General features: G+C 68.7%; 20 protein-coding genes, 2 rRNA genes and 1 other RNA gene (1 of these 23 only partly in view). 15 read left to right on the forward strand and 8 right to left on the reverse strand.

The genetic code is table 11. The features are described from left to right. Positions 1-106 precede the first annotated feature (106 nt). From rpoZ to C9I47_RS14780, 3 genes are all read right to left on the reverse strand, one after another. A complete protein-coding gene (rpoZ, locus tag C9I47_RS14770; RefSeq protein ID WP_111267435.1) occupies positions 107-406 on the reverse strand; it encodes a DNA-directed RNA polymerase subunit omega in 300 nt (99 codons plus the stop codon). 233 nt (positions 407-639) lie between these two features. Next, a complete protein-coding gene (gmk, locus tag C9I47_RS14775; protein WP_111267436.1) occupies positions 640-1278 on the reverse strand; it encodes a guanylate kinase in 639 nt (212 codons plus the stop codon). Between the two features lie 131 nt (positions 1279-1409). Continuing rightward, positions 1410-2270, reverse strand: a complete 861-nt coding sequence (locus tag C9I47_RS14780; protein WP_111267437.1) for a YicC/YloC family endoribonuclease — start codon at positions 2268-2270, stop codon at positions 1410-1412. 179 nt (positions 2271-2449) lie between these two features. On the opposite strand from C9I47_RS14780, the gene rph reads away from it, so the two are divergent. The 6 genes from rph to C9I47_RS14810 all read left to right on the forward strand — a co-directional run bounded on the left by rph (position 2450) and on the right by C9I47_RS14810 (position 8431). Continuing rightward, positions 2450-3214, forward strand: coding sequence for a ribonuclease PH (rph, locus tag C9I47_RS14785; protein ID WP_111267438.1), 765 nt, complete (start codon positions 2450-2452; stop codon positions 3212-3214). Further along, positions 3211-3606 carry a VOC family protein gene (locus C9I47_RS14790; protein ID WP_111267439.1) on the forward strand — a complete coding sequence of 132 codons (396 nt, stop codon included), beginning with the start codon at positions 3211-3213 and terminating at the stop codon, positions 3604-3606. Before rph ends, C9I47_RS14790 begins: the two co-directional genes overlap by 4 nt. Next, positions 3603-4253 (forward strand): RdgB/HAM1 family non-canonical purine NTP pyrophosphatase, encoded by a 651-nt coding sequence (gene rdgB, locus C9I47_RS14795; protein ID WP_111267440.1) that lies wholly within the window; start codon positions 3603-3605, stop codon positions 4251-4253. Before C9I47_RS14790 ends, rdgB begins: the two co-directional genes overlap by 4 nt. A gap of 71 nt (positions 4254-4324) precedes the next feature. Continuing rightward, positions 4325-5479, forward strand: a complete 1155-nt coding sequence (hemW, locus tag C9I47_RS14800) for a radical SAM family heme chaperone HemW (protein WP_111267441.1) — start codon at positions 4325-4327, stop codon at positions 5477-5479. Positions 5480-5753: 274 nt separating this feature from the next. After that, complete coding sequence (locus tag C9I47_RS14805) at positions 5754-8072, forward strand: DUF1631 family protein (protein ID WP_111267442.1); 2319 nt, start codon at positions 5754-5756, stop codon at positions 8070-8072. Continuing rightward, complete coding sequence (locus C9I47_RS14810; protein WP_407067483.1) at positions 8069-8431, forward strand: PilZ domain-containing protein; 363 nt, start codon at positions 8069-8071, stop codon at positions 8429-8431. The genes C9I47_RS14805 and C9I47_RS14810 overlap by 4 nt, the downstream gene beginning before the upstream one ends. Before the next feature lie 28 nt (positions 8432-8459). Here C9I47_RS14810 and C9I47_RS14815 read toward each other — a convergent pair whose 3' ends face one another. Beyond that, on the reverse strand, positions 8460-11063 hold the full coding sequence (locus tag C9I47_RS14815) for a bifunctional diguanylate cyclase/phosphodiesterase (protein WP_223250167.1): 2604 nt from the start codon (positions 11061-11063) through the stop codon (positions 8460-8462). 114 nt (positions 11064-11177) lie between these two features. Here C9I47_RS14815 and pepQ point away from each other — a divergent pair, with 114 nt between their 5' ends. After that, on the forward strand, positions 11178-12500 hold the full coding sequence (pepQ, locus tag C9I47_RS14820; protein WP_111267443.1) for a Xaa-Pro dipeptidase: 1323 nt from the start codon (positions 11178-11180) through the stop codon (positions 12498-12500). Positions 12501-12791: 291 nt separating this feature from the next. On the opposite strand, the gene C9I47_RS14825 is transcribed toward pepQ, so the two are convergent. Both C9I47_RS14825 and C9I47_RS14830 read right to left on the reverse strand, forming a co-directional pair. Beyond that, entirely contained in the window at positions 12792-14123 is a 1332-nt protein-coding gene (locus C9I47_RS14825) for an aminopeptidase P N-terminal domain-containing protein (RefSeq protein WP_223250168.1), read from the reverse strand. 61 nt (positions 14124-14184) lie between these two features. Beyond that, positions 14185-14739: a UPF0149 family protein gene (locus C9I47_RS14830; protein WP_223250169.1), complete on the reverse strand. Its 555-nt coding sequence runs from the start codon at positions 14737-14739 to the stop codon at positions 14185-14187. A gap of 243 nt (positions 14740-14982) precedes the next feature. On the opposite strand from C9I47_RS14830, the gene C9I47_RS14835 reads away from it, so the two are divergent. From C9I47_RS14835 to C9I47_RS14870, 8 genes are all read left to right on the forward strand, one after another. Beyond that, positions 14983-19569 carry an EAL domain-containing protein gene (locus tag C9I47_RS14835; RefSeq protein WP_190238525.1) on the forward strand — a complete coding sequence of 1529 codons (4587 nt, stop codon included), beginning with the start codon at positions 14983-14985 and terminating at the stop codon, positions 19567-19569. A gap of 53 nt (positions 19570-19622) precedes the next feature. Beyond that, positions 19623-19844 (forward strand): TIGR02449 family protein, encoded by a 222-nt coding sequence (locus C9I47_RS14840; RefSeq protein WP_111267447.1) that lies wholly within the window; start codon positions 19623-19625, stop codon positions 19842-19844. After that, positions 19841-20155, forward strand: a complete 315-nt coding sequence (locus C9I47_RS14845; RefSeq protein WP_111267448.1) for a cell division protein ZapA — start codon at positions 19841-19843, stop codon at positions 20153-20155. Before C9I47_RS14840 ends, C9I47_RS14845 begins: the two co-directional genes overlap by 4 nt. A gap of 94 nt (positions 20156-20249) precedes the next feature. Further along, positions 20250-20436, forward strand: a non-coding RNA gene (ssrS, locus tag C9I47_RS14850) — 6S RNA. A gap of 116 nt (positions 20437-20552) precedes the next feature. Then, positions 20553-21182: a 5-formyltetrahydrofolate cyclo-ligase gene (locus tag C9I47_RS14855; RefSeq protein ID WP_111267449.1), complete on the forward strand. Its 630-nt coding sequence runs from the start codon at positions 20553-20555 to the stop codon at positions 21180-21182. After that, positions 21179-21649, forward strand: a complete 471-nt coding sequence (locus C9I47_RS14860; RefSeq protein WP_111267450.1) for an EVE domain-containing protein — start codon at positions 21179-21181, stop codon at positions 21647-21649. Before C9I47_RS14855 ends, C9I47_RS14860 begins: the two co-directional genes overlap by 4 nt. 74 nt (positions 21650-21723) lie before the next feature. Beyond that, positions 21724-22386: a ribose-5-phosphate isomerase RpiA gene (rpiA, locus tag C9I47_RS14865; protein ID WP_111267451.1), complete on the forward strand. Its 663-nt coding sequence runs from the start codon at positions 21724-21726 to the stop codon at positions 22384-22386. 50 nt (positions 22387-22436) lie between these two features. Further along, positions 22437-23126, forward strand: a complete 690-nt coding sequence (locus tag C9I47_RS14870) for an SH3 domain-containing protein (RefSeq protein WP_145985540.1) — start codon at positions 22437-22439, stop codon at positions 23124-23126. Between the two features lie 156 nt (positions 23127-23282). Here C9I47_RS14870 and rrf read toward each other — a convergent pair. Continuing rightward, a 5S ribosomal RNA gene (gene rrf, locus C9I47_RS14875) occupies positions 23283-23397 on the reverse strand. A 122-nt stretch (positions 23398-23519) separates the two neighbouring features. After that, positions 23520-24710, reverse strand: a 23S ribosomal RNA gene (locus C9I47_RS14880) (it continues 1688 nt past the right edge of the window).

The raw sequence follows: 24710 nt of genomic DNA on the forward strand, positions 1-24710 counted from the left end.
CGCAAAAACGCAACGGCCCCGCCTGGGCGGGGCCGCTGACACCTGTCCGGCCTTGCGGCCCAGGCGGCGACTGGAAGGGCGTCCGGCGCGCGGCCGGCGCCGGCGCTCAGTCGTCGTTCTTGGACATGTCCTCGTCGGCGACCACCTCGGCGGCGGCCCACTCCAGCGCCTCGCGCTCCTTGCGCTCGCGCTCGGCCTTCTCGACCGCCTCGATATACTCGGCGTCGACCTCGCGGGAGGCGATCTCGCGCAGCGCCAGCACGGTCGGCTTGTCGTTGGACTCGCTGTTGTCGATCATCGGCTCGACGTTGTTGGCCAGCTGGCGCGCGCGCTTGGCGGCCATCATGACCAGTTCGAAGCGGTTATCGACCACTTCCAGGCAATCTTCTACGGTGATGCGTGCCATGGGGCTCCTGGCGGCGCTGGGCCGTCATGCTGGCTTTGAGGGCCGGCCAGTCTATCCCCTGCGGCCATGCCGAAGCAAGCCCGCCCCTTGGAAATCAGTCAGTTAGGAATTCCCGGCCCGCCCGCCGGTCGACGCGACCGCCGCCACCGCGGTGCCATTGCGGCGTGGCGAAGCGCGCAAGTACTTGATCCTGCGGCCACCCGCGATCCGCATGCCCGCTGTCGGGGCGTCCCTCAGTCCCCGCTCCCGTCGCCACCCGGCCCGGCCAGCAGCGCGCCGATCAGGCGGCCGTGACGGGCCACCTGCATCTCCCTGCGCAGCCGGCTGGCGGTGAACACCGCGCACATCTCGTCCACCGCCATCGCGAAGTGCTCGTTGACGATCACGTAGTCGAACTCGCCGTAGTGCGACATTTCCTCGCGCGCGGCCGCCAGCCGCTGCGCGATCACCTCCTCGCTGTCCTGGCCGCGATTGCGCATGCGCTGCTCCAGCGCCGCGCGCGACGGCGGCAGGATGAACACGCTGATCGCGCCGGGGACCTGCTTGCGGACCTGGCGCGCACCCTGCCAGTCGATCTCCAGCAGCACGTCGCGACCGGCCGCCAGCTGCGGCTCCACCGATTGCCGCGCGGTGCCCTTCCAGTCGCCGTGCACGCGCGCGTGCTCGAAGAAGTCGCCGGCCTCGACCATGCGCTCGAATTCGGCCTCGTCGACGAAGTGGTAGTGCTCGGCGTGACGCTCGCCCGGACGCGGCTTGCGTGAGGTGAACGAGATCGACAGGCAGATGTTCGGGTCGCGCGCGAGCACCGCGTTGACGATGCTGGATTTTCCGGCACCGGACGGGGCGGCGACGATGAACAGGGTTCCACGCATAGGACTTGGATTAGAAGTGAGTGAAGAGGAGTGAGGAGTGAGGGGAAGCGGACCGGCGCCATTCCCGCGCCCGGTCAGGAGAGCGGAAATCCGCGGGTGCCTTCCTCTCACTCCTCACTGCTCGCCCCTCATTACTCGATGTTCTGGATCTGCTCGCGGACCTGGTCGATCAGCACCTTCAGCTCGACCGCCGCGGCCGAACTGCGCGCGTCCACCGACTTGGAACCCAGGGTGTTGGCCTCGCGGTTGAACTCCTGCAGCAGGAAATCCAGGCGCCGGCCGACCGCTTCGCGCAGCTTCAGCACCCGCCGCGCCTCGCCGATGTGGGCGCTGAGACGGTCGAGCTCCTCGTCGACATCGAGCTTCTGCAGCCAGATCACCAGCTCCTGCTCCAGCCGGCCGGGCTCGACCGGCTGCGCCAGGTCGCCCAGGCGGGTCTGCAGTTTCAGCCGCTGGGCCTCGCGGATCGCCGGCATCAGCTCGCGCAGGGTCGCCACATGGGCCTGGATCCCGTCCAGCCGCTCGCCGATGAACGCGGCCAGCTTGGCGCCCTCGCGCTCGCGCGCGGCGACGAATTCGTCCAGCACCTCATCCAGCAGCGCCAGTGCCTCGGTCTGCAGCGCGGCGGCATCGGCCGCGGGCGCCTGCATCACGCCCGGCAGCTGCAGCAGCTGGGCGAACTCGGTATGCAGGCCGGGGAAACGCGAGGACAGGTCGATCGCCAGTTCGCTCAGCTCGCGCAGGCGGGTCGGATCGACCTTCAGCGCGCCCTCGCCCTCCGGCGCGCGCATGCGCAGGACCAGGTCGACCTTGCCGCGCGACAGCCGCGCGTTGATCCGTTCGCGCAGCGCCGGCTCCAGCGAGCGCAGGTCGTCGTGCAGGCGGGTGCCGACTTCCAGGAAGCGGTGATTGACCGAGCGCAGCTCGCAGGTCAGCGAGCCCCAGGGCGTCGCCCGCTCGCCACTGGCGTAGGCGGTCATGCTGCGGATCATGGGGTGGTCCTGCCGTCCGGGCGCTGCGATGCGGCCGTGAAGTATGCCACTTCGGGCGCCGGGGCGGCCCTGCGGCCGTCTGCAACATGCCGTGGATCGGGCGATCGGCGATGCCGGCAGGCCGAGGGCCGGCCCCCGAGCGGATAGAATTGCGTCCCGATCCAGCATAGACGTGCCCGATGACCGATCCGACCGCGAGTTCCCCCGCCATCGCGCGCCCCAGTGGCCGCGCGCCCGACCAACTGCGCGAGATCCGCATCGAACGCGGCTTCACCCGTCACGCCGAGGGCTCGGTGCTGATCAGCTTCGGCGACACCCGGGTGCTGTGCACCGCCAGCGTCGACAACAAGGTGCCGGGGTTCCTGCGCGGCAAGGGCGAGGGCTGGATCACCGCCGAGTACGGCATGTTGCCGCGCTCGACCCATACCCGCAGCGACCGCGAGGCCGCGCGCGGCAAGCAGGGCGGGCGCACGCTGGAGATCCAGCGCCTGATCGGTCGTTCGCTGCGCGCCTGCGTCGACCGCGGACTGCTGGGCGAGCGCACGATCACCCTCGACTGCGACGTGCTGCAGGCCGACGGCGGCACCCGCACCGCGGCGATCACCGGCGCCTATGTCGCCCTGGTCGACGCGATCAACGGCCTGGTCGCCAGCGGCGCGATCAAGTTGCCGTCCTGCGGCCGCACTCCGGTGTTCGGCGCGATCGCCGCGGTCTCGGTCGGCATCTATCGCGGGGTGCCGGTGCTCGATCTCGACTACGCCGAGGACAGCGACTGCGACACCGACATGAACGTGGTGATGAACGACGGCGGCGGTTTCATCGAACTGCAGGGCACCGCCGAGGGGCACGCGTTCCGCCGCGACGAGCTCGATGCGATGACCACGCTGGCGCAGTCCGGCATCGAACGCCTGATCGAATTGCAGCGCGAGGCGCTGGCCGGATGAAGCCGCATATCGCGCTGATCGCGCTGCTGGTGCGCGACTACGACGAGGCGATCGCCTGGTACCGCGACGCGCTGGGTTTCGCCCTGCTCGAGGACCTGGACCAGGGCGGCGGCAGGCGCTGGGTGCGCATGGCGCCCGGCGGCGACCGGCAGTTCAGCCTGCTGCTGGCGCGCGCCGACAACCCGCGCCAGCAGGCCGCCGTCGGCGACCAGCACGGCGGCCGCGTCGGCTTCTTCCTTCACACCGACGACTTCCAGCGCGATTTCGCGGTGATGACCGCGAAGGGCGTGCGCTTCCAGGAGACGCCGCGCGAGGAGCCCTACGGCACGGTCGCGGTGTTCGAGGACCTGTACGGCAACCGCTGGGATCTGCTGGAGCCCAGGCAGCCATGACCTCGACGGCATCCACCGCCACCGGCCCCGTTTCGACCCGCTCCCGCTGGGTGATCGCCAGCAGCAACGCCGGCAAGCTGCGCGAATTCCGCGAGCTGCTCGGTGGCGACGGCGGCGTCGAGTTCGTGACCCAGGGCGAACTGGGCGTCGACGATGCCGAGGAGACCGGCCTGAGCTTCGTCGAGAACGCCCTGCTCAAGGCCCGCCACGCCGCCCGCGCGACCGGCCTGCCGGCCCTGGGCGACGATTCGGGCCTGTGCGTGGACGCGCTCGGGGGCGCGCCGGGGCTGTATTCGGCCCGCTATGCCGGCGGCCATGGCAATGCCGCGGCCAATATCGACAAGCTGCTGACCGCCCTTGCCGAGGTGCCCGAGACCGCCCGTCGCGCGCATTTCATCGCCGTGATCGTGCTGCTGCAGCACGCCGAGGACCCGCAGCCGCTGATCGCGCAGGGCGTCTGGCCCGGGCGCATCCTGTCCACAGCTCACGGCGACGGCGGTTTCGGCTACGACCCGGTATTCCGACCCGACGGCCACGATTGCAGCGCCGCCCAGCTTGACCCGCTGGTGAAGAACCGCATCAGCCATCGCGGCCTGGCGCTGGCCTCGCTGAAGCGGCAGCTCACGAACCTGTACGCGAACCCGTAGGCGCGGCGTGAGCCGCGATGAGGCGTTCCTGGAAAAGCCCTCGCGGCTTACGCCGCTCCTACAATAGGCACATGCCGCACCTGTCGCCGCCGCCGCTGTCGCTGTACGTCCATCTGCCCTGGTGCGTGCGCAAGTGCCCGTACTGCGATTTCAACTCGCACGAAGGGCGCGGCCCGCTGCCGTTCGCGGACTACGTCGACGCGCTGATCCGCGATCTGGACCACGACCTGCCGCTGGTCTGGGGCCGCACCGTGCACAGCGTGTTCTTCGGCGGCGGCACCCCCAGCCTGTTCCCGCCCGACGCGATCGACCGCTTCCTGCAGGAGGCCAGCGCGCGGCTGCGCTTCGTCCCCGGCTGCGAGGTGACCCTGGAGACCAACCCCGGCACCGCCGAGCACGGCCGCTTCGAGCTGTACCGCGAGGCCGGGGTCAACCGGCTGAGTTTCGGTATCCAGAGCTTCGACGACGGCAGTCTCAAACGGCTGGGCCGCATCCACGACAGCGGCGAGGCCGAGGCGGCGGTGAAGCTGGCCCAGGACGCGGGCTTCGACAACCTCAACCTCGACCTGATGTACGCGCTGCCGGAACAGACCCTGGCGATGGCCGAGCGCGACCTGGAACGCGCCTTCGCCCTGCAGCCGGCGCATGTCAGCCACTACCAGCTGACCCTGGAACCGAACACGGTGTTCGCGGCGCGGCCGCCGTCGGGCATTCCCGACGAGGACCACAGCTGGGACATGCAGGAACACTGCCAGGCCCTGCTCGCCGACGCCGGCTACGCGCAGTACGAGGTCAGCGCGTACGCCCGCGACGGCCGCCAATGCGCGCACAACCTGAATTACTGGCACTACGGCGACTATCTGGGCATCGGCGCCGGCGCCCACGGCAAGATCACCTCCGGCCACAACCAGGAGATCCTGCGGCGGTGGAAACAAAAGCACCCCGCCCGCTACATCGCCGACGCCGGCACCGACGCGGCGATCGGCGGCGACGACCGGGTCGCGCCCGAGCGCCGGGCGTTCGAGTACATGCTCAACGCGTTGCGCCTGGTCGATGGCTTCCGGCTCGGCGAGTTCATCGCCCGCACCGGCCTGTCCCCCGACGACATCCGTCCACAACTGGACACGGCACTGGCCCGCGGCTGGCTGACCCAGGACGGCCCGCTGCTGCGTCCGACCGAGCTGGGACGGCGTTTCACCAACGACGTGGTCGCGCTGTTCCTGTAACGCGCCTCCATGCGCCTCCCGCGGGCACCGACCTTGCACCGCACAACCCGTGCCCCTCGCGCGTGCCCGGCAGCGCCGCAAGCGCTTGATCCGGCACGGCCGGCGCGCCGTGCCGGCCGCGGGCCTTTGCCAATCCTGGCCGAGCGTGCTTCCATCTGACGTTGATTCGTTCAGGTCAGGCGCATTCGTTTGCCCGGGCCGGGGGTCTGGCCGATCCACGCGCTGTCGGCGCCGTCCTGCTCCACATCATCCCTTTGGCCAGGGCTATCAGGGCATGTCCGCAAGATTGGATCCCAACACCATCCCGCACCCCCACAGGAACCTGGCCTCGGCCGAGCTGCCGCGTCGCGTCCGGGCGGCACTCGAGCGCCTGTACGCGCTGGCCTCGGACAGTTTCGGCCGCCAGCTCGAGGGCATGCTGACGGAGTTCGAGCAGCAGCTGTTCAAGCTCGCCGACCAGGCACGCAATCCGGCGCTGCAGGCCGGTTACTTCGAGACCCTGCGCAAGGTCCGCCTGCACCGCGCGCAACTGGCGCCCCGGTTCATGGCCGGACTGGAAACCGCGCTGGCCACGATCCGCGAACCGGCGGCCGAGGACGCCACCGAGGCCTCCGACCACGGCGACTTCGACGACCTGCGCCTGGTCGACGACGCCGAGGTCAGCGAGGCGACCGTGCTGGCCGGGATCGCGTCCCGGCACGAGTCGCGGGCGGGCCTGCCCTTGCTGCTGCTGGGACAGCGCTTCGGGGTCCTGGCCGGGGCGCCCGCCTTCGATGCCGAACGGCTCCCGGTCGGACCGCACCGCCTGTGCCTGCTGCTTTCCGAGGCCGGCGAGGTGCTGCAACTGGAGCAGGAGGCACGGCTGCTGCTGTTCCAGTGCTTCAACAGCCACGCGATGACCGGCTACGCGCAGCTGGTCGAGGCGATGAACGCGATGCTGGCCCGCGAGAACATCCTGCCGGGGCTGTCCTACGTGCCGCTGCGCACGCGCCCGACCGCCCAGGACGCAGCGCCGCAGCCGGCGGCGCAGGAACAACCGCAGGCTTCCGACGCCGGGGAGCGGCCCCGCAACGCACCCTCGTCCCCGCCCGGCCGCGCGGACGAGGCGGCGCCCGCCTCTGAGCGTCCGCATACCCGCTGGTGGGGCGAGAACGGCAACGGCAGCGGCTCCGCCGAGGAGGAAAAGGCGGCGCTGTCGATGTTGCAGGAGCTGCTCTCCAGCCGCCGCAAGGCGCTGGGCTCGCTGCGCAAGGACCCCGGTGGCGGCAACCAGGCCCCGCTGAAGACGCCCGACGTGGTCGCCGCGCTGGGCTCCCAGCAACAGATGGAGTCGGGCGATGTGCAGCGCCCGCGCACCATCGCCGACCTCAAGCAGGCATTGCTGGCCCAGAGCCGGCAGCAGCATGGCCAGGCCATGCGCCTGTCCAGCGAGGACGAGGACACCTTCGAGCTGCTCGGCCTGCTGTACACCGGGATCGGCCGCGAGCTGCGCGAGGGCACGCTCAGCAGCAACCTGCTCGAACGCCTGCAGGTGCCGCTGCTGCGCCTGGCCCTGCTCGACCGGGCGTTCTTCATCCGTTCCCAGCACCCGGCCCGGCAACTGCTCAGCGCGGTCGCCGAGGCCGGCGCCAAGTGGATGGACGAGGACGGCAGCGACCCGCGCCTGGAACGCCAGTTGCGCGAGGCGGTCGACCACGTGGTCCAGAACTTCCAGGGCGATGCGGAAGTGTTCGAGGCGGCCAACCAGCCGTTGCAGAACCATCTGCAACTGATGGCCCGCAAGGCCGAATTGAGCGAACGCCGCCACGTCGAGGCGGCGCGCGGCAAGGAAAAGCTGGTGATGGCCAAGCGCCGCTCCGGCGAGGCGATCGAACAGGCGCTGGCCGGTCGCGAGCTGCCGCGCTTCCTGCGCAAACTGCTCGACCAGGCATGGGCGGACGTGCTGACCCTGACCCTGCTCCGGCATGGCGAGGACTCGCAGGAGTGGCAACAGTACGCCGGCATGACCTCGCTGCTGGCGGCCACCGGCATCGGCAGCCAGAAGCCGCCCGAGGGCCTCGACCGCCAGGTCGAACAGGCGCTGTCCCAGGTCGGTTACCACGAGGACGAAGCGGCCCAGATCGCCCGCCACCTGACCACCGGCCGCGACGAGAGCGGCGACGGCGACCCGGCCTCGCGCACCGAGCTGACGATGAAGCTCAAGGCGCGCGCACGGCTGGGCGACGATGCCGAGCCCCCGAAGGCGAAGCCGCTGGCCCCGCGCAACCCGCGCGAGCAGGCCTGCTACGAGCACCTGCGCACGCTTCCGTTCGGAACCTGGATGGAGTTCGTGCTGAACCAGCAGGGCGACGTCGTGCGTCGCCGCATCGCATGGTTCAGCACCGTCACCGACCGTGTGCTGTTCGTCAACCAGCGCGGCCAGCGCATCGACGAACAGTCGCTGGATCACGTCTCGCGGCTGATGGCGCAGGACCAGGTCCGGGTCGTCTCCGCCGACCGCGGACGCCTGGTCGACCGCGCCTGGCAGGCGGCGCTCGGCGCATTGCGCAACTTCGCCGGCATGCCGGACCAACTGCAGGGAGCCGCACCTTGACCGCCATCGGTACACACAGGGAGTTCCGTCGCGCACGGCGCCAGAGCGTGCAGGCCAACGTGATGGTGACCGACAGCATGACCGATCGCGATGTCGGCCGGATCGGCAACCTGTCGGAGACCGGCATGCTGCTGATCGCCCATACCGCCCTGGTCGACGACGCGCTGTACCAGTTCCGCTTCAGCCTCGGCCAGGGCGCGACCGCCACGATCGAGGCCGGCGTACACCTGTTGTGGCAGGACCGCGCCAGCGCACCCGGGCAGATCTGGGCCGGGTTCCGCTTCATCACCCTGCTCGACAGCCAGTTGCACCAGCTTCGCGACTGGCTGGCCAGCCACAACCCGCGCCGCCCCGGCTGAGCCGGGCGGACCCCTCCCGGCGACGCGATCAGGCCGCGTCGCCGTGGAAGGTCACGTACTCCGGCTCGTGCAGCGCGAATCCCTGTCCGTAGTCGACGCCCAGCTCGACCAGGGCCTCGGCGACCTGCGGGTCGTTGACCCACTCGGCCACCACCTTCAACCCACGCTGGTGGCCGATGTCGCAGACCGCGCGCACGATCGCCTCGCTCATCGGGTCGATCAGCATGTCGCGGATGAAGCTGCCGTCGATCTTGATGATGTCCACCGGCAGATTCTTGAGATAGCCGAACGAGGACATCCCGGCACCAAAGTCGTCGAGTGCGAAACTGCAGCCGATTGCGCGCAGGCGTTCGATCAACCGCACCACGTGCGACAGGTTGCGCACCGCCACCGTCTCGGTGATCTCGAAGCAGATCCGCGAGGGATCGACCCGGTGGCGGTCGATCAGGGCCAGGATGTGGTCGGCCAGCGCATTGTCCTCGATGCTGGCTCCCGACAGGTTGATGGTCGCCATCTTCAGACCGGTCCCGCTCGGATGCAGGCGATCGAAGTTGGCGATCACCGTCTCGATCACCCAGCGATCGATCATCGGCATCAACCCGTAGCGCTCGGCCGCCGGCAGGAACGCGCCCGGCACCACCTGTCGACCGTTGTCGCCGCGGAAGCGCAGCAGCACCTCGATCCGGGGCCCGCCGTCGCGTGGCGCCGCCAGCGGCCAGACCTCCTGGTACTTCAGCAACAGCAGGTGTTCGTCGACCGCCCAGCGCAGCCGGTTGGCCCACTCCATCTCGCTCTGCCGACGGGTCGCGTCGTCGTCCATCGCCGAATAGAAGTGCACCCGGTTGCGTCCGCTCTCCTTGGCGATGTAGCAGGCGGTATCGGCCTGGGTCAGCAGGTCGTCGAGCGAGGTGTCGGCATGCTCGATCATCACCACGCCGATGCTCGCGGTGATGGTGAACGAACGCTGCTCCCAGACGAAGACGTAGCCGTCGATGTGGCGACGCAGGCGCTCGCCGACCTCTTCGGCGCCGGCCCGGTTGTGCACGTCCGAGACCAGGACACCGAATTCGTCGCCGCCCAGGCGCGCCAGCACGTCCTCGCCACGCAGCTGCTCGCGCATCACCATCGCCAGCTGCGCCAGCAACTGGTCGCCGGCGATATGGCCGGAGGTATCGTTGATCAGCTTGAACTGGTCGAGATCGATGTAGAACAACGCACCGACCGGGCCGCCGCTGGCGACCTCCGCGCGTACCCGGTCGAGCCGGCGCTCGAACTCGCGGCGGTTGAACAGCTCGGTGAGGGTGTCGTGACTGGCCTGGTAGGACAGCAGCTCGGTCAGCTGGCGCTGCTCGGAGATGTCGTTGGCCACCATCAGCCACATGCGGCGACCGTCCAGTTCCACCAGCGTGATCGACACGCTGGCCCAGAAGCTGCGCTTCTCGCCGGTCCGCAGCTGCGCCTCCACGCCCTGGCACCCGGATGAATCCGGCATGCTCAATCGGGCCCGCAGCTCGTGGTCCTCGATCAGGTCCTGCAGGGTGCGTTCGCCGACGTTGCCGCCAAGCCGGTCTCGCGCCGCCTGGTTGGCGTAGTGGATCCGCCCGCTGTTGGCGTCGGACAGCACCACCAGCGCCGGCAACAGCTCGGTGAGCGCGCGGAAACGCTCCTCGCTCTCGCGATGGCGCTGGCTCAGCTGCCAGCCCAGGTCCAGCGCTCGCCGGCGGGTGCTGGCCAGCGAGCCGACCAGCAGCGACAGCAACAGGCTGATCACAATGCCCGGGATCAGGACGGTGTCGCGCCAGGCCGACACCGCCCGCGGCGGCGTCAGCTGGGCGACGCGCATCCGCCATGCGCGACCGCCGTGGACCACGTCGACGCTGCGCACCGCACGGCCGTCGCGGGTATGCCCGGCCACGGTCTCCTCCGGCGCCGGAAAGCTCAGCTGCGGGTGCGAGTCGTACAGCATCGCCGGTGCCGCACCCGTCACGTCCCGGACCATCACGTGCAGCCCGTCGCGGGCGTCGGCGGGCAACGCCCATTCGATCAGGCTGCTGACCTGCAGCGATACCGCCAGCGAGCCGACGATGCGCCGGCGGCGTTCGCGGATGTCCACCGGCGGCGCTCCCGCGGTGTAGATCGGCAGGCGCAGGGTGACGCCTTCGGCGGATTCCCCGGTGTGATCGAGCTGGGCAAGGCGGAACGGCGCCGACATCACCGCCTCGTCGGTGTCGCGCGACAGCTCGGCGGCACGCAGGTTGGCCGGCTGCGTGGAAATGTCGAGACCGATCAGGCGCTGGTTGCCTTCCCGGGGCACCACCCAGGTGGTGATGAAGCGATCGCCATCCCCGCCGGCCTCCAGCTCGGAGTAGGCCAGCGCCTGCAGGCTCGGCAGATGCCGTCGCGGCTGCAGATTGGCGTAGAGATGATCGAGCTCGGTCTCGGTCACCATGTCAGAGGTCAGGAACAGGGTCTGCACGGAGCGCACCAGCAGGTCGCAGGTGTCCAGCTGCGACAACAGGGCGGCATGGCTACGTTCGATGATCTTGCCGAAGGCTTCGTCCTGTTCAGCCTGCAGCCTCTGTTGCTGCAGGCGGGTCATCCACAGGGTCGGCAGCAGGCACAGCAGCAGCACGATCAGACCCAGCAGCCAGACACTGGCCCGCCACCGCGGCTTTTCACCCGGTGGCCCCTGCGAAATCGATGAGAATCCGTCAAACTCCTTTGACGTTCCCAAGAGTATCTCCCGATGTCCGCGACTGCCCTGGCGATCTTATACCGACAACACCTCGACGTACTCGAGCAGCGTGCAAGCGTCGCGCTCGAGCGTGGTGGATTTGAGCATCTGGTTGTTCCCAGTGGCACGCTGCACTACCAGGTCTTCGACGATCGCGACTACCCCTACGCGGTCAATCCCCACTTCAAGGCCTGGGCTCCGCTGACCCGCAATCCCGGCAGCTGGCTGGTGTTCACGCCAGGCAAGCGCCCGACCCTGATCTACCTGCAGCCGTTCGACTATTGGCACGTGGTCCCGCAGGCGCCTAGCGGCTACTGGGTCGAGCATTTCGACATCAGGATCATCCGCACCGCCGACGAGGCCGCGCAACACCTGCCGCCTCCCTCGCGCTGCGCGATCATCGGCGAGCCGCAGAGCGCGCTGGGCGAGCACGTGCCCAACAATCCGCAGGCGGTGATCGACTATCTGCACTACCACCGCGCCTACAAGACGCCCTATGAGCTCGCGATGATGCGCGCGGCGAGCGCGTCGGGCGTGCGCGGCCATCTCGCCGCCGAGCGCGCGTTCCGCGCCGGCGCCAGCGAGTTCGGCATCCATCTGGCCTATTGCCAGGCGGTGCGCCAGGACGCGAACGAGCTGCCGTACAACAACATCGTCGCGCTCAACGAGCATGCCGCCGTGCTGCATTACACAGAGCTGGGGCGGCTGCCGCCGAAGGACCCGCGCAGCTTCCTGATCGACGCCGGCGCCAGCCACGCCGGCTACGCCTGCGACATCACCCGGACCCATGCCGCCGACAGTGCCGGCGAGTTCCAGGCGATGGTCCAGGCGGTGGACGCCGCCCAGCTGGGGATGTGCGACCAGGTCCGCGCCGGCACCGACTACAAGCAGATCCACATCGACGCCCACCTCGCCCTGGCCGGAATACTCCGGGAGTTCGGCGTGCTGAAGGTCTCGCCGGAGGCGGCGCTGGAACGCGGCATCAGCAGTGCGTTCTTCCCGCACGGCATCGGTCACGGCATCGGTCTGCAGGTGCACGACGTCGCCGGCTTCGCCGCCAGCGACAGCGGCGGCAGCATCGACAAGCCGACCGGGCACCCGTATCTGCGCCTGACCCGGGTGCTGGAACCGGGCATGGTCGTCACCATCGAGCCGGGCATCTACTTCATCGACATGCTGCTGGAAGAGGTGAAGAAGAACGGCTACGGCGATGCCGTCGACTGGGACCGGGTCGAGGCCTTCAAGCCCTACGGCGGCATCCGCATCGAGGACGATGTGGTCTGCACCGACGCGGCACCGGAGAACCTGACCCGCGACGCGTTCGCGGCGGCCTGACCCTTCCCTTCCTCCGCGGGAGCGGCGAGGGCCGCGATCGGGCTTTCATGGGAAAGCCCGAGGATCGAGGTTTACGCCGCTCCCACGAGGGGAACGATATCCGGCCGCGCCCGGATATCTCCCAAAGTCTGCTGCGCAAGCCTTGGGCCCCGCCGTTGCGCTTCCACACCCCCATTCGCATCTGCCATGCGAATCGCCCCCTGACTCAGGGGCTGGTTTGATACCGTAGGAGCGGCGTGAGCCGCGATGGGGCGTTCATGGGAAGGCAGGCCGAATCGGCGACGCGACGGCTCAGCGCGCCTGCTCGCCCATCAGCGCCTCGATCTCGTCGGCGCTGCGTGCCAGTCCCTCGGTCAGCACCTTGTGGCCATCGCTGGTGACCAGTACATCGTCCTCGGTGCGGATTCCGATGCCGCGCCATTTCGCCGCCACCCGGGTGTCGTCGGCGCCGATGTAAAGGCCGGGTTCGATGGTGAACACCATGCCTGGCTCGAGCAGACGCGATTCGCCGTCGATGCGGTACTCGCCGACATCGTGCACGTCCAGGCCGATCCAATGGCCGGTCTTGTGCCGGTAGTAGCGCCGGTAGCTGCCGTCGGCGATGTTCTTCTCCAGGCGGCCCTTGAGCAGCCCCAGGCGGAGCAGGCCCTCGGTCAGGGTGGCGACCGCGGCATCGTGGCCGGCTTCGTAGGGCACCCCCGGGCGCGCCTGCGCCAGCGCCGCCGCCTGCGCCTGGCCCACCAAGTCGTGCAGCAGGCGCTGCTCCTTGCTGAAGCGGCCGTTGGCGGGAAAGGTGCGGGTGATGTCGGAAGCGTAGCCGCGATACTCGGCGCCGGCGTCGACCAGCACCAGGTCGCCGTCGCGGATCCGGCCGCTGTTGGCGACGTAGTGCAACACGCAGGCATTGGCACCGGCGCCGACGATGCTGCCGTAGGCCGGCACCGCGTCGCTGGCGCGGAACACCCGCTCCAGTTCGGCCTGCAGCTCGTACTCGTGCATGCCCGGGCGCACGACCCGCATCGCCTCGGCATGGGCGCGCATGCTGATGTCGGCGGCGCGCTGCATCAACCGCAGCTCATCGCGATCCTTGAACAGACGCATTTCATCGAGCAGGTGGCCCAGCTCGAGGAACTCGTGCGGCGGTTGCGCGCCATGACGGACCTGGGCGCGCACCCGATTAACCCAGCCGATCAGCTTGAGATCGAACTCCTGGTCGCGACCGAAGTGGTAGTAGACCCGGGTGCGGCCTTCCAGCAGACCGGGCAGGATGTCGTCGAGATCGCCGATCGGATAGGCATCGTCGAAGCCGAACGCCTCCACCGCGCCCTCCGGCCCATGACGCGGGCCGTCCCAGCCCTCGCGCTCGGGATCGCGCTCGCGGCAGAACAACAGGGTCTCGCCGTGGCGGCGGCCGGGTACCAGCACCAGGACCGCCTCGGGCTCCTCGAAACCGCTCAGGTACCAGAAATCGGAATCCTGCCGGTACGGATAATGGGTATCGCGACTGCGGATGCGTTCTTCCGCGGCCGGCAGGACCAGGATCGCGTCGCCGCCGACCATGCGCATCAGCTGGCGACGACGACGGACGTGATTGCGATTCGGAATCGAGAGCGGCTTGTGCACGGGCCTTGGAGACGGGCTTGGGGGCTGGGAGCGAGTCCGGGAACGGGGCTCGGACACCCGCTCAGTTCAGGCGCTGGCGGTCGCGCGCGGCCAGCGCGCAGTCGCCGTGCAGCAGCAGCGCGGCGACGCGTACGAATTCCTCGATCTCGACCAGCGCCTCCTCGTCGGAGTCGTCGCCCTCGTCCTGGGCCTGCGCCGCCGCCAGCCGGGCCAGGTCGGCCAGGGCTTCCTGGCCCTCCTCCGACAGCGGCGGCTGCGCGCCGGCGGCCAGTCCGAACGCACCGACGAAGCCGCGGCACCAGTCGAACAGCGCGCCGCTGCGCTCGGCCAGGCTGGCATCGGATTCGGGCAGCAACAATTCGAAGGCGAAATCCCGGTCGCCGATCTGCGCCGCGGTGCCGCGGGCCAGACGGTCGAACGGCGAGCCAGGGTCGGGCGCGGGCAGGCTGTCGTCCAGCAACAGCCGCGACAGCCAGTCCGGCTTCAGCGTCGAGCCCCCGGCCAGCCAGCCGCACAGGCTGCCATGCAGCTCCGACGCGGAAAGCGCCAGCGACTGGCGGCGGATCTGGGCATCGACATCGTTCAATGCGGGCAATTCGTGAGGGGCGACCGACACGGGCAACTCATGGCTGAAACCTGGATGAGCAAGAGTGTAACAACCGCAAATGGATGCGGCGGCGCCCGTGCCGGGCGATAGACGGCGCGTGCCCGCTCGCACCATCGGATTGGCACGCCCGTCACAGCCTGCCTACACTGCCTTGACTCCAGCAGGATTCCCGTGCCGATGCCTCCACGGCCGTTCCCAGCCCATGCACGACCGACAGCCGCCCGTCTGGCCCGTCGGCTGCCGCGTGCCGCTGTGGGCCTGCTGTGGGCGGTGCTGGCCGGATTGCCGTGGTTGCTGCCCGACAGCGCCGATGCCACCGTCCGCGACTACTACTTCACCCAGCTCGGCAGCGAGCAGGGTCTCGCCCAGGCCACGGTGCAGGCGCTGGCCGAGGACCCGCAGGGCTTCATCTGGGTCGGCACCCAGGGCGGCCTGCACCGCTACGACGGCAACCGCTACCAGTTGTTCCGCCACGACCCCCGCGACCCAGCCAGCCTGCCCGACAGCAGCGTCACCGCCCTCGCGGTCGCCGACATGCACAGCCTGTGGATCGGCTCCAACTCCGAATACGTGGCGCGGCTCGATCTGACCAGCGGCCAGGTGCAGCGTTTCCGGCCCGCGCCCGAGGCGACGCGGGCCCATCGCCAGGTACGGGCGCTGCTGCCCCGCTCCGGCCAGTTGTGGATCGGCACCGGAGCCGGTCTCGAACGGCTGGAGCCGACGACCGGAAAGCGCACCCCGGTACTGATGTTCGATCCCGGCGCACTGGGACAGAACGGCCGCCAGGCGCTGGTTTCCGACCTCAGCGGCAGCGTCTGGTACGCCACCCCGATCGGCCTGTTCCGGATCCCGCCCGGCGGTTCCGCGCAACGGGTGGGTACCGCGCAACCGGCACTGGCGCTGGCGGTCGACCACGCCGGCCGCGTGCTGGTCGGGCGATCCGACGGGCTCTACCGGCTCGGCGACGACGGCGACACGCTCCAGCGCCTGTGGCCCGCCGACGCCGACGCGCTCGACCGGACCGCGCGGGTGCAGGCGATCGCCGAAGCCCCCGACCGGCATCTGTGGCTGTCGATCAGCGGCGAGGGGCTGGTCAGGCTCGACCCCGACAGCGGCCACACGCAAAGGATCCAGGAGGATCCGCTGGTCCGTGCCAGCCTGCCGGAAAGCAGCATCAATGCCCTGCTGGTCGATCGCGGCGGCATGCTGTGGGCGGGCGGTTCGTTCCGCGGCGCCGCGGTCACCGATCCGCGCGGCACCCGCTTCCGCTACATCTTCAATCTGGACCATCTCGACCGCTACAGCATCATCTCCAGCAACAGTGTCCGCGCGATCCTGGAGGGCAGGAACGGCGGCTACTGGATCGCCACCGACGACAGCCGTTTCTGGCACTACGACCCCGGCGCCGACCGTTTCGAGGAATGGACCGCGCAACTGGCCCGTGCATTCGCCGACGACGCCGGAAACGTGCGGGTGGTTTCCATCATCGATGCCGGTCATGGGCGGATGTGGCTGGCGACCGATCGCGGCCTGGTCCGCTTCGAACCCGACACCGGCACCGCCGAGGTCCATCCCCTCGGCGAGTACGACGGCGTCTCCCTGCGCAGCGTGCTGACCGACCGGCGCGGCGACCTGTGGCTGGGCACCACCACCATCGGCGCCCTCCACGTGCCCCGCGATGGCGGCCGCATCGTCCACTACGGCAATCGCGAAGACGATCCGCGACCACTGCCCGGCGGCGCCGTGCACGCGCTGCTCGAGGACCGCGACGGACGGATCTGGTTCGGCGCCGGCGACGGCCTGGGGATGCTGGATCCCGACAGCGGGCGTCTGCACCGCTTCCATCACGGCGCCGACGCCCCCGACAGCCTGTCGGGCAACCTGGTGCGGGCATTGCGGATGGATCACGCCGGCACCGTCTGGGTCGGCACCCGCTCGGGGCTGAGCCGGGTGCTGGAGGACGACGAGGGCGGCATCCGCTTCGACCACCCGCTCGCCGCCAGCCTCGGCGGTCGGCCGGTGCCGATGGTGTTCTCGATCGAAGAGGGTCGCGACGGCCAGCTGTGGATGGGCACCGACACCGGCATGCTGCGCTTCGATCCGGCCAGCGGCGACATCCGCCACTACGGCCTGGCCGACGGTCTGCAGGATCTGGAGTTCAACGGCGGCGCCTCGACCCGGCTGCGCGATGGTCGGTTGCTGTTCGGCGGCGTGCGCGGACTGAACCTGTTCGCTCCCGACCGGATCCGCGATTCGGCCTACGTGCCACCGCTGCGGCTGCTGTCGGCGCGCATCGGCACCCAGTCGCCGACCGATGGCGCGACCCTGTGGCAGCCGCGCATGCTCGACATCCCCGGCGGCACCGACATGCTGCGCCTGCGCATCGGCGCGCTGGACTACGCGTCGACCGCCTCGCTGCGTTACCGCTACCGGATGGACGGCTTCGACCGCAACTGGATCGACAACGGCGACCAGCCGGACATCACCTATACCCGACTGCCACCGGGCCACTACATGTTCCGCGCGCAATCGACCAATCGCGACGGCGTCTGGAACACGTCCGAGCTGCAGGTGCCGGTCCACGTCGCGCCGCCGCTGTGGCGTCACCCGCTGACCGTGGCGCTGGTGGCGCTGGCCGCGCTGGTGGGCGCGCTGGTGGCCGGCTGGCGCTGGCGCCGCAATCACCTGCGCGAACAGGGCTGGTTCCAGCAGATCCGCGAGCGCGAGGAGCGCCTGAAGCTGGCGCTGTGGGCCTCCGGCGACCAGTTCTGGGACTACGACCTGAGCCAGAAGAAGCTCCACTGGATGCGCGTCCACGACCCCGACGGCACCACCCCGCAAATCACCACCCAGACCCAGGTCAACACCACCCACGAGGTGCATGCCGACGACCTGCCGCGAGTGGCCGAGCAACTGCGCCGGCACCTGCGCGGAGACACCGCGCTGTTCCTCTCCGAGCACCGCTCGCGCACGCCCGGCGGCGACTGGGCCTGGGTGCGCGCGCGCGGTCGCGTGGTCGAGCGCGATGCCCAGGGCCGGGCGGTACGGGTGGCCGGTACCGCCCGCGACATCACCCGCAGCCGCAGCGCCGAGCGTGAGCGCAGGATCGCCAGCGCGGTGCTGCACAGCATGGTCGAAGCGGTGGCCGTGTTCGACCGCGACTTCAACTTCGTTTCCGTCAATCCGGCGTTCGAGCGCATGACCGGCTACCAGGCCAGCGAGGTGATCGGTCGCCCGACCAGCATTCTCGACAGCCAGCAGCATCAGCCCGGGGTCTACCAGCAACTGCACGAGGAGCTGGAACGTCACGGACGCAACGCCGGCGAAGTCTGGCAGCGGCGCAAGGACGGCAACGAGTTCCTGTGCGCGCTGCAGAGCACCGCGGTGCACGAGGCCGGCGGCGAGGTCGGCCACTACGTCGCGGTGCTGACCGACATCACCGACCAGAAGCGCGCGGAGCAGGAACTGCGCTACCTCGCCAACTACGACACCCTGACCAGCCTGCCCAATCGCGCGTTGCTGTCGGAACGCCTGTCGCGGGCGATCGTGCGTGCTCGCCGCAACAACCGCAAGATCGCCCTGCTGTTCCTCGACCTCGACCGCTTCAAGGACATCAACGACTCGCTCGGCCACGCCGCCGGCGACCGCATCCTGCGCGCCGCCGCCAACCGGCTGCAGCAGACGGTGGGGCCCGACCACACCGTCGCCCGCCTCGGCGGCGACGAGTTCACCGTGGTGCTGGAGGACCTGGAGAGCATCGAGCAGGCCGAGCAGGTCGCGCGCGAGCTGCTGGAGGCGTTCGAGACCGCACTGGACTTCGACGAGCGCCACGACGTTTCGATCTCGCCCTCGATCGGCATCAGCGTCTATCCCGACCATGCCCAGGTCCCGACCGACCTGCTCAAGCATGCCGATACCGCGATGTACCAGGCCAAGGCCGCCGGTCGCCGCACCTGGATGCGCTACCACGAGGCGATGGACGTGGAGATCCGTCGCCGCGCGACCATCACCGCCGCGCTGCGCAAGGTCCTCGATCGCGGCGAGCTGCAACTGGTGTATCAGCCGCAGCTCTCGTTGCGCGATCAGCGCATCACCGGCGTCGAGGCGCTGCTGCGCTGGCACAGCGACGAGCACGGCATGATCCCGCCGGCCCAGTTCATTCCGCTGGCGGAAGAGACCGGCCTGATCCTCGAAATCGGCGAATGGGCGCTGCGCGAGGCCTGCATGCGCCTGATGCAGTGGCGGCACCAGGGGCACGCGGACCTGACCATGGCGGTCAACATCTCGGCCCTGCAGTTGCTGCGCGGCAACCTGCCGCAGGTGGTCGCGCGGGCGCTGGAGGACACCGGCATTCCGCCCGAGCGGCTCGAACTGGAGCTGACCGAGAGCGTGATCATGGCCAATGCCGAGCAGGGCGCGGCGACCCTCGGTGCGCTGCGCAAGCTGGGCGTGGGACTGGCGGTCGACGATTTCGGCACCGGCTACTCGTCGCTGGCCTACCTGAAGCGGCTGCCGATCACCTCGCTGAAGATCGACAAGGAGTTCATCGACGACCTCGGCGGCGACTCCGACGATGCCGCGATCACCAGCACGGTCATCACCATGGCGCACTCGCTCGGCCTGAACGTGATCGCCGAGGGAGTGGAGGAGGAAAGCCAGCTGCAGTTCCTTCTCGCCAACGGCTGCGACGAGGTCCAGGGCTACTGGCTCTCGCGGCCGCTGGACGCGTCCTCCTGCGCCGCCTTCCTGACCGGATGGCGGCCCGATCCGCCGACCGCGCCAGCCACCGCGGCGGCCAACGGCGGCGGCCCATCCGCGCCCACGGGGCCTGGCCATTGACATCGTGACCGCGGCAGCTTGACCCGGGTCGGGCCGCTGCCCATCATGCCGACATGGATCACGCCGAACTGCTCGCGCAACTGCAAGCCCTGGCCGCCCGCGTCGAGCAGCTGGCCGATCGCGCGCGCCGGCTCGGCGAGGAGAACCGCAGTCTGCGGCAGCAACAGGAACAGCTCGTCGGCGAGCGTTCCGCGCTGCTGGCCAAGAACGAGCAGGCCCGGGTCCGGGTCGAAGCCATGATCGCGCGCCTGAAGTCGCTGGAGCAGCACACGTGAACACCAAGGCGCACACCAGCACACCGGTCAGCATCCGCGTGCTCGATCGCGAGTACACCGTCGGTTGCGAGCCCGAGGAGCGCGACGACCTGCTCGACGCCGCCAAGCTGCTCGACGGCAAGATGCGCGAGATCCGCGGCAGCAACCGGATGGTCGCGCTGGATCGCGTCGCGGTGCTGGCGGCGCTCAACTTCGCCCACGAGCTTCAGCAACTGCGTACCGAGTCCGGCCGCCACGAGCGCGAGCTGACGCGCACCCTGGAAGACCTGAACCGCAAGCTCGACGGTCTGCTCGACACTCCGGCGAGCTGAAGCCACGCGGCCGCATCGGCGAACGTGAACCGGGTACCGGTCCGCACCGACAAACGGGCGCGACACCGGCATCGACCACGCTATACTTCGCCCACGTCCTCTGCTGTGGATGACGGCGCGCGCAAACATTCGCCTTGTCCCTTAATTGCGACCGCGGGGGTGCGACGAAGGCCCGGAGTGCAGGTCCGCCTTGTAGCGGGAAGCCCGACGGCCTCCAAGCATCCCCACTTGAACCCCGGGTTCAAGGTCGTTTCGCGCGCATCGCCATTGGTGGAGGACTTTTCATACCCGCGCACAGCGCCTCCGTGGCGCTGTTCGCATGTCTGGGGACGGCGGTCCGAATCCGTCGCCCGCCTACCCGGCGCCGCCCGGCTGCCGCGAACCGCCACCGGACCGGATGAGCCCAGAGCCCGACCCGCGCCGCCAGCTCCGCGAAGACCTGCGCCGACGCCGGCGCACCCTGCCCGCGGCCGAACGCGCGGCGGCGGCCGAGCGGGTCGCCCGCCACCTGCTGGCGCTGCCTTGCGCGCCGCGCACCGGGCATGTGGCCGGCTACTGGGCCAGCGATGGCGAGATCGACCTGGAACCCTGGCGGCAACGGCTGCCGGCGGGCTGCAGTTATTGTCTGCCGGTACTGGGCAAGGGTTTCCGCCTGCATTTCGCGCCCTGGCGTCCGGGCGACGCCGTGGTCGAGAACCGTTTCGGCATTCCCGAACCCGACGTCCCCGCCTCGGCCCTGCTGCCGGCGGAGGCGATGACGCTGATGGTGCTGCCCGTGGTCGGCTTCGGCCCCCAAGGGCAACGCCTGGGCATGGGCGGCGGCTGGTACGATCGCAATCTCGCGTTCCGGCGCGATCGCCCCGCGCCGCCATGGCTGGTCGGCGCCGCTTTCGAACTGCAACGACTCGATACCCTGCGTGCCGAGCCCTGGGACGTGCCGCTGGATGCGGCCTGCACCGAGGCCGCAAGCCACGATTTCCACTCGCGCCACCGCCCGCCCTCCTCCGAGACGACACCTGCCGAATGACCGCACGACGCCGCTACTGGTTGATGAAATCCGAACCCGACGCCTTCTCGATCGACGACCTCGAGCGCGTCGGCACCGAGCCCTGGAACGGTGTGCGCAACTACCAGGCGCGCAACTTCATGCGCGACGGCATGAAGGTCGGCGACGGCGTCCTGTTCTACCACTCCAACTGTTCGACACCCGGCATCGTCGGCACCGCCACCGTCGCCAGCGACGCCTATCCGGACGAGACCCAGTTCGACCCCAAGTCCGACTATTACGATCCCAAGAGCAGCCGCGAAGAGCCGCGCTGGCAACTGGTCGACATCGCCTTCGAGCGCAAGCTGTCGCGCACGATCGCGCTCGACGAGATCAAGCAGCATGGCGAGCGCCTGGGCGAGGACTTCGCCCTGATCCGCCGCGGCAACCGTTTGTCGGTGTTCCCGGTCACCGCTTCGCAATGGAAGTACCTGCTGTCGCTCGAATGATTCGCGGCCGCGGCCCGGCGCCACGGCTGCCGCTTCCACCTGACATCCTCTTCCTCCATTCCAGTACCCAGCCCATGTCCGAATCCAAGCGCCTGGCCGCCGAAAAAGCCATCGAATACGTCGAAGACGGCATGATCGTAGGTGTCGGCACCGGCTCGACCGTCGCCTATTTCATCGACGCGCTCGGCCGTATCGGCGACCGCATCAAGGGCGCGGTGTCCAGCTCCGAGCAGAGCACCGAGCGGCTGCGCGGACGCGGCATCGAGGTGCTCGACCTCAATGCCACCGGACCGCTGTCGCTGTACATCGACGGCGCCGACGAATGCGACCCGCACAAGCGCCTGATCAAGGGCGGCGGCGCCGCCCTGACCCGCGAGAAGATCATCGCCGAGGCCAGCGAGAAGTTCGTCTGCATCGTCGATCCGAGCAAGCGCGTCGACGTGCTGGGTCGGTTCCCGTTGCCGATCGAGGTGATCCCGATGGCCCGCAGCCTGGTCGCGCGCGAGATCCTCGCGCTGACCGGCGGCCAGCCAGTCTGGCGCCAGGGCGCCGACGGCGCGCCGGTGGTCACCGACAACGGCAACTGGGTGCTGGACATCCACAATCTCTCGATCACCGATCCGGTTGGCCTCGAGCAGGCCCTCAACCCGATTCCCGGTGTGGTCTGCGTCGGCCTGTTCGCACGCCGTCCCGCCGACGTGGTGATCGTCGGCGCAGAGCCGCCGCAGGTACTCTGAAGCCATCCGCCGGACACGGCCTCCGGCGTCATCCAGGGAGGAGTTCGCCAGTGCCTTCAATGCGATATGCGCTTGTGGTGGCGATGGCGATGGCGTTGTCCACGCCGCTCTCACGGGCGGCCGGAACCGATCCGGTGCTGGCGCCGCCGAGCGAAGCGCTGCCTCCCTTGCTGGGGCAGGCCAGGCGTGAGCTCGCCGACATCGTCGCCCGGCGCGACCTCGATGCCCTGCTGGCCCATGTCGGCCCGGATACGAAGCTGAGCTTCGGCGGCGACCATGGGGCCGAGGACTTCCGCAGGATCTGGGGCAGCGGCATGCACGACCAGCAGGACCTGTGGCGGGAGCTGGACGCGATCCTCGCCCTCCCCGGCGTGGTCCAGGGCACTCGGGATGCGCCGCAATACTGCGCGCCCTATGTGTTCTGTCTGCCAACGCCCGGCGGCATCGATCCTTACGAGGCCCTGGTCGTGACCGGGACCCGGGTCGCGATCCGCGACCGCCCCTCGCGCGACGGGCAGGTACTGACGCGGGTCAGCCATGCGGTGCTGCAACGGGCCCCGGATGACCCTCGGGATGACGGGACCACGCCTCCGGAATGGACCCGGGTGCGGCAGGCCTCGGGGACGACCGGTTTCATCGCCTCGCCCTGGGTGCGCAGCCCGATCGACTATCGTCTGATGATGTCGGTCGAGGCGGGCAGCGGCCGATGGATGCTGGATTACTTCATCGCCGGCGACTGAACCGGCAGGGTATCGCGGCTAGCGCCGCTGCAGCGGTGGTTCTGGCGCAGGCCCGGTAGGCCGGTATGCGTGGGTCCGTTGCGGGCGGTCGTCAGTCTTTGTCTTGCGCAAAAGAAGAAGGCCGGACCCTTTCGGGGTCCGGCCTTCGGTGTAAATGTTCAGCGATGACCTACTCTCACATGGCTTGAGCCACACTACCATCGGCGCAGCTGCGTTTCACTTCCGAGTTCGGAATGGGATCGGGTGGTACCACAGCGCTATGGTCGCTGAACAAGCTGGTGAAGCAGCGCGGGATGATTGATCAATCCTGCAGCCAGCTTGCATGGGTTGGGAAGTAGCGAATGAGGCGAATGTCGTCGACGTATCGTCGAGTCCAAGGCCACTTGAGGTTATATGGTCAAGCCTCACGGATCATTAGTACTGGTTAGCTCAATGCATTGCTGCACTTACACACCCAGCCTATCAACCACGTAGTCTTCATGGTTCCTTTAGGGGACTTGTGTCCCGGGAGATCTCATCTTGAGGCGCGCTTCCCGCTTAGATGCTTTCAGCGGTTATCGCTTCCGAACATAGCTACCCGGCAGTGCCACTGGCGTGACAACCGGAACACCAGAGGTTCGTCCACTCCGGTCCTCTCGTACTAGGAGCAGCCCCTCTCAAATCTCCAACGCCCATGGCAGATAGGGACCGAACTGTCTCACGACGTTCTGAACCCAGCTCGCGTACCACTTTAAATGGCGAACAGCCATACCCTTGGGACCGACTACAGCCCCAGGATGTGATGAGCCGACATCGAGGTGCCAAACACCGCCGTCGATATGAACTCTTGGGCGGTATCAGCCTGTTATCCCCGGAGTACCTTTTATCCGTTGAGCGATGGCCCTTCCATACAGAACCACCGGATCACTAAGACCTACTTTCGTACCTGCTTGATCCGTCGATCTTGCAGTCAAGCACGCTTATGCCTTTGCACACAGTGCGCGATGTCCGACCGCGCTGAGCGTACCTTCGTGCTCCTCCGTTACTCTTTGGGAGGAGACCGCCCCAGTCAAACTACCCACCATACACGGTCCCCGACCCGGATTACGGGCCTAGGTTAGAACGTCAAGCACGACAGGGTGGTATTTCAAGGATGGCTCCACCAGAACTGGCGTCCTGGTTTCAAAGCCTCCCACCTATCCTACACAGACGAACTCAACGTTCAGTGTAAAGCTATAGTAAAGGTTCACGGGGTCTTTCCGTCTTGCCACGGGAACGCTGCATCTTCACAGCGATTTCAATTTCACTGAGTCTCGGGTGGAGACAGCGCCGCTGTCGTTACGCCATTCGTGCAGGTCGGAACTTACCCGACAAGGAATTTCGCTACCTTAGGACCGTTATAGTTACGGCCGCCGTTTACCGGGGCTTCGATCAAGAGCTTCGCCTTGCGGCTGACCCCATCAATTAACCTTCCGGCACCGGGCAGGCGTCACACCCTATACGTCCACTTTCGTGTTTGCAGAGTGCTGTGTTTTTGATAAACAGTCGCAGCGGCCTGGTCACTGCGGCCCCCGACAGCTATAGCTCGCATGAGCCACCATCAGG

Source organism: Marilutibacter maris (genome assembly GCF_003233695.1).
In the GTDB taxonomy this organism is placed as follows: Bacteria; Pseudomonadota; Gammaproteobacteria; order Xanthomonadales; family Xanthomonadaceae; genus Marilutibacter; species Marilutibacter maris.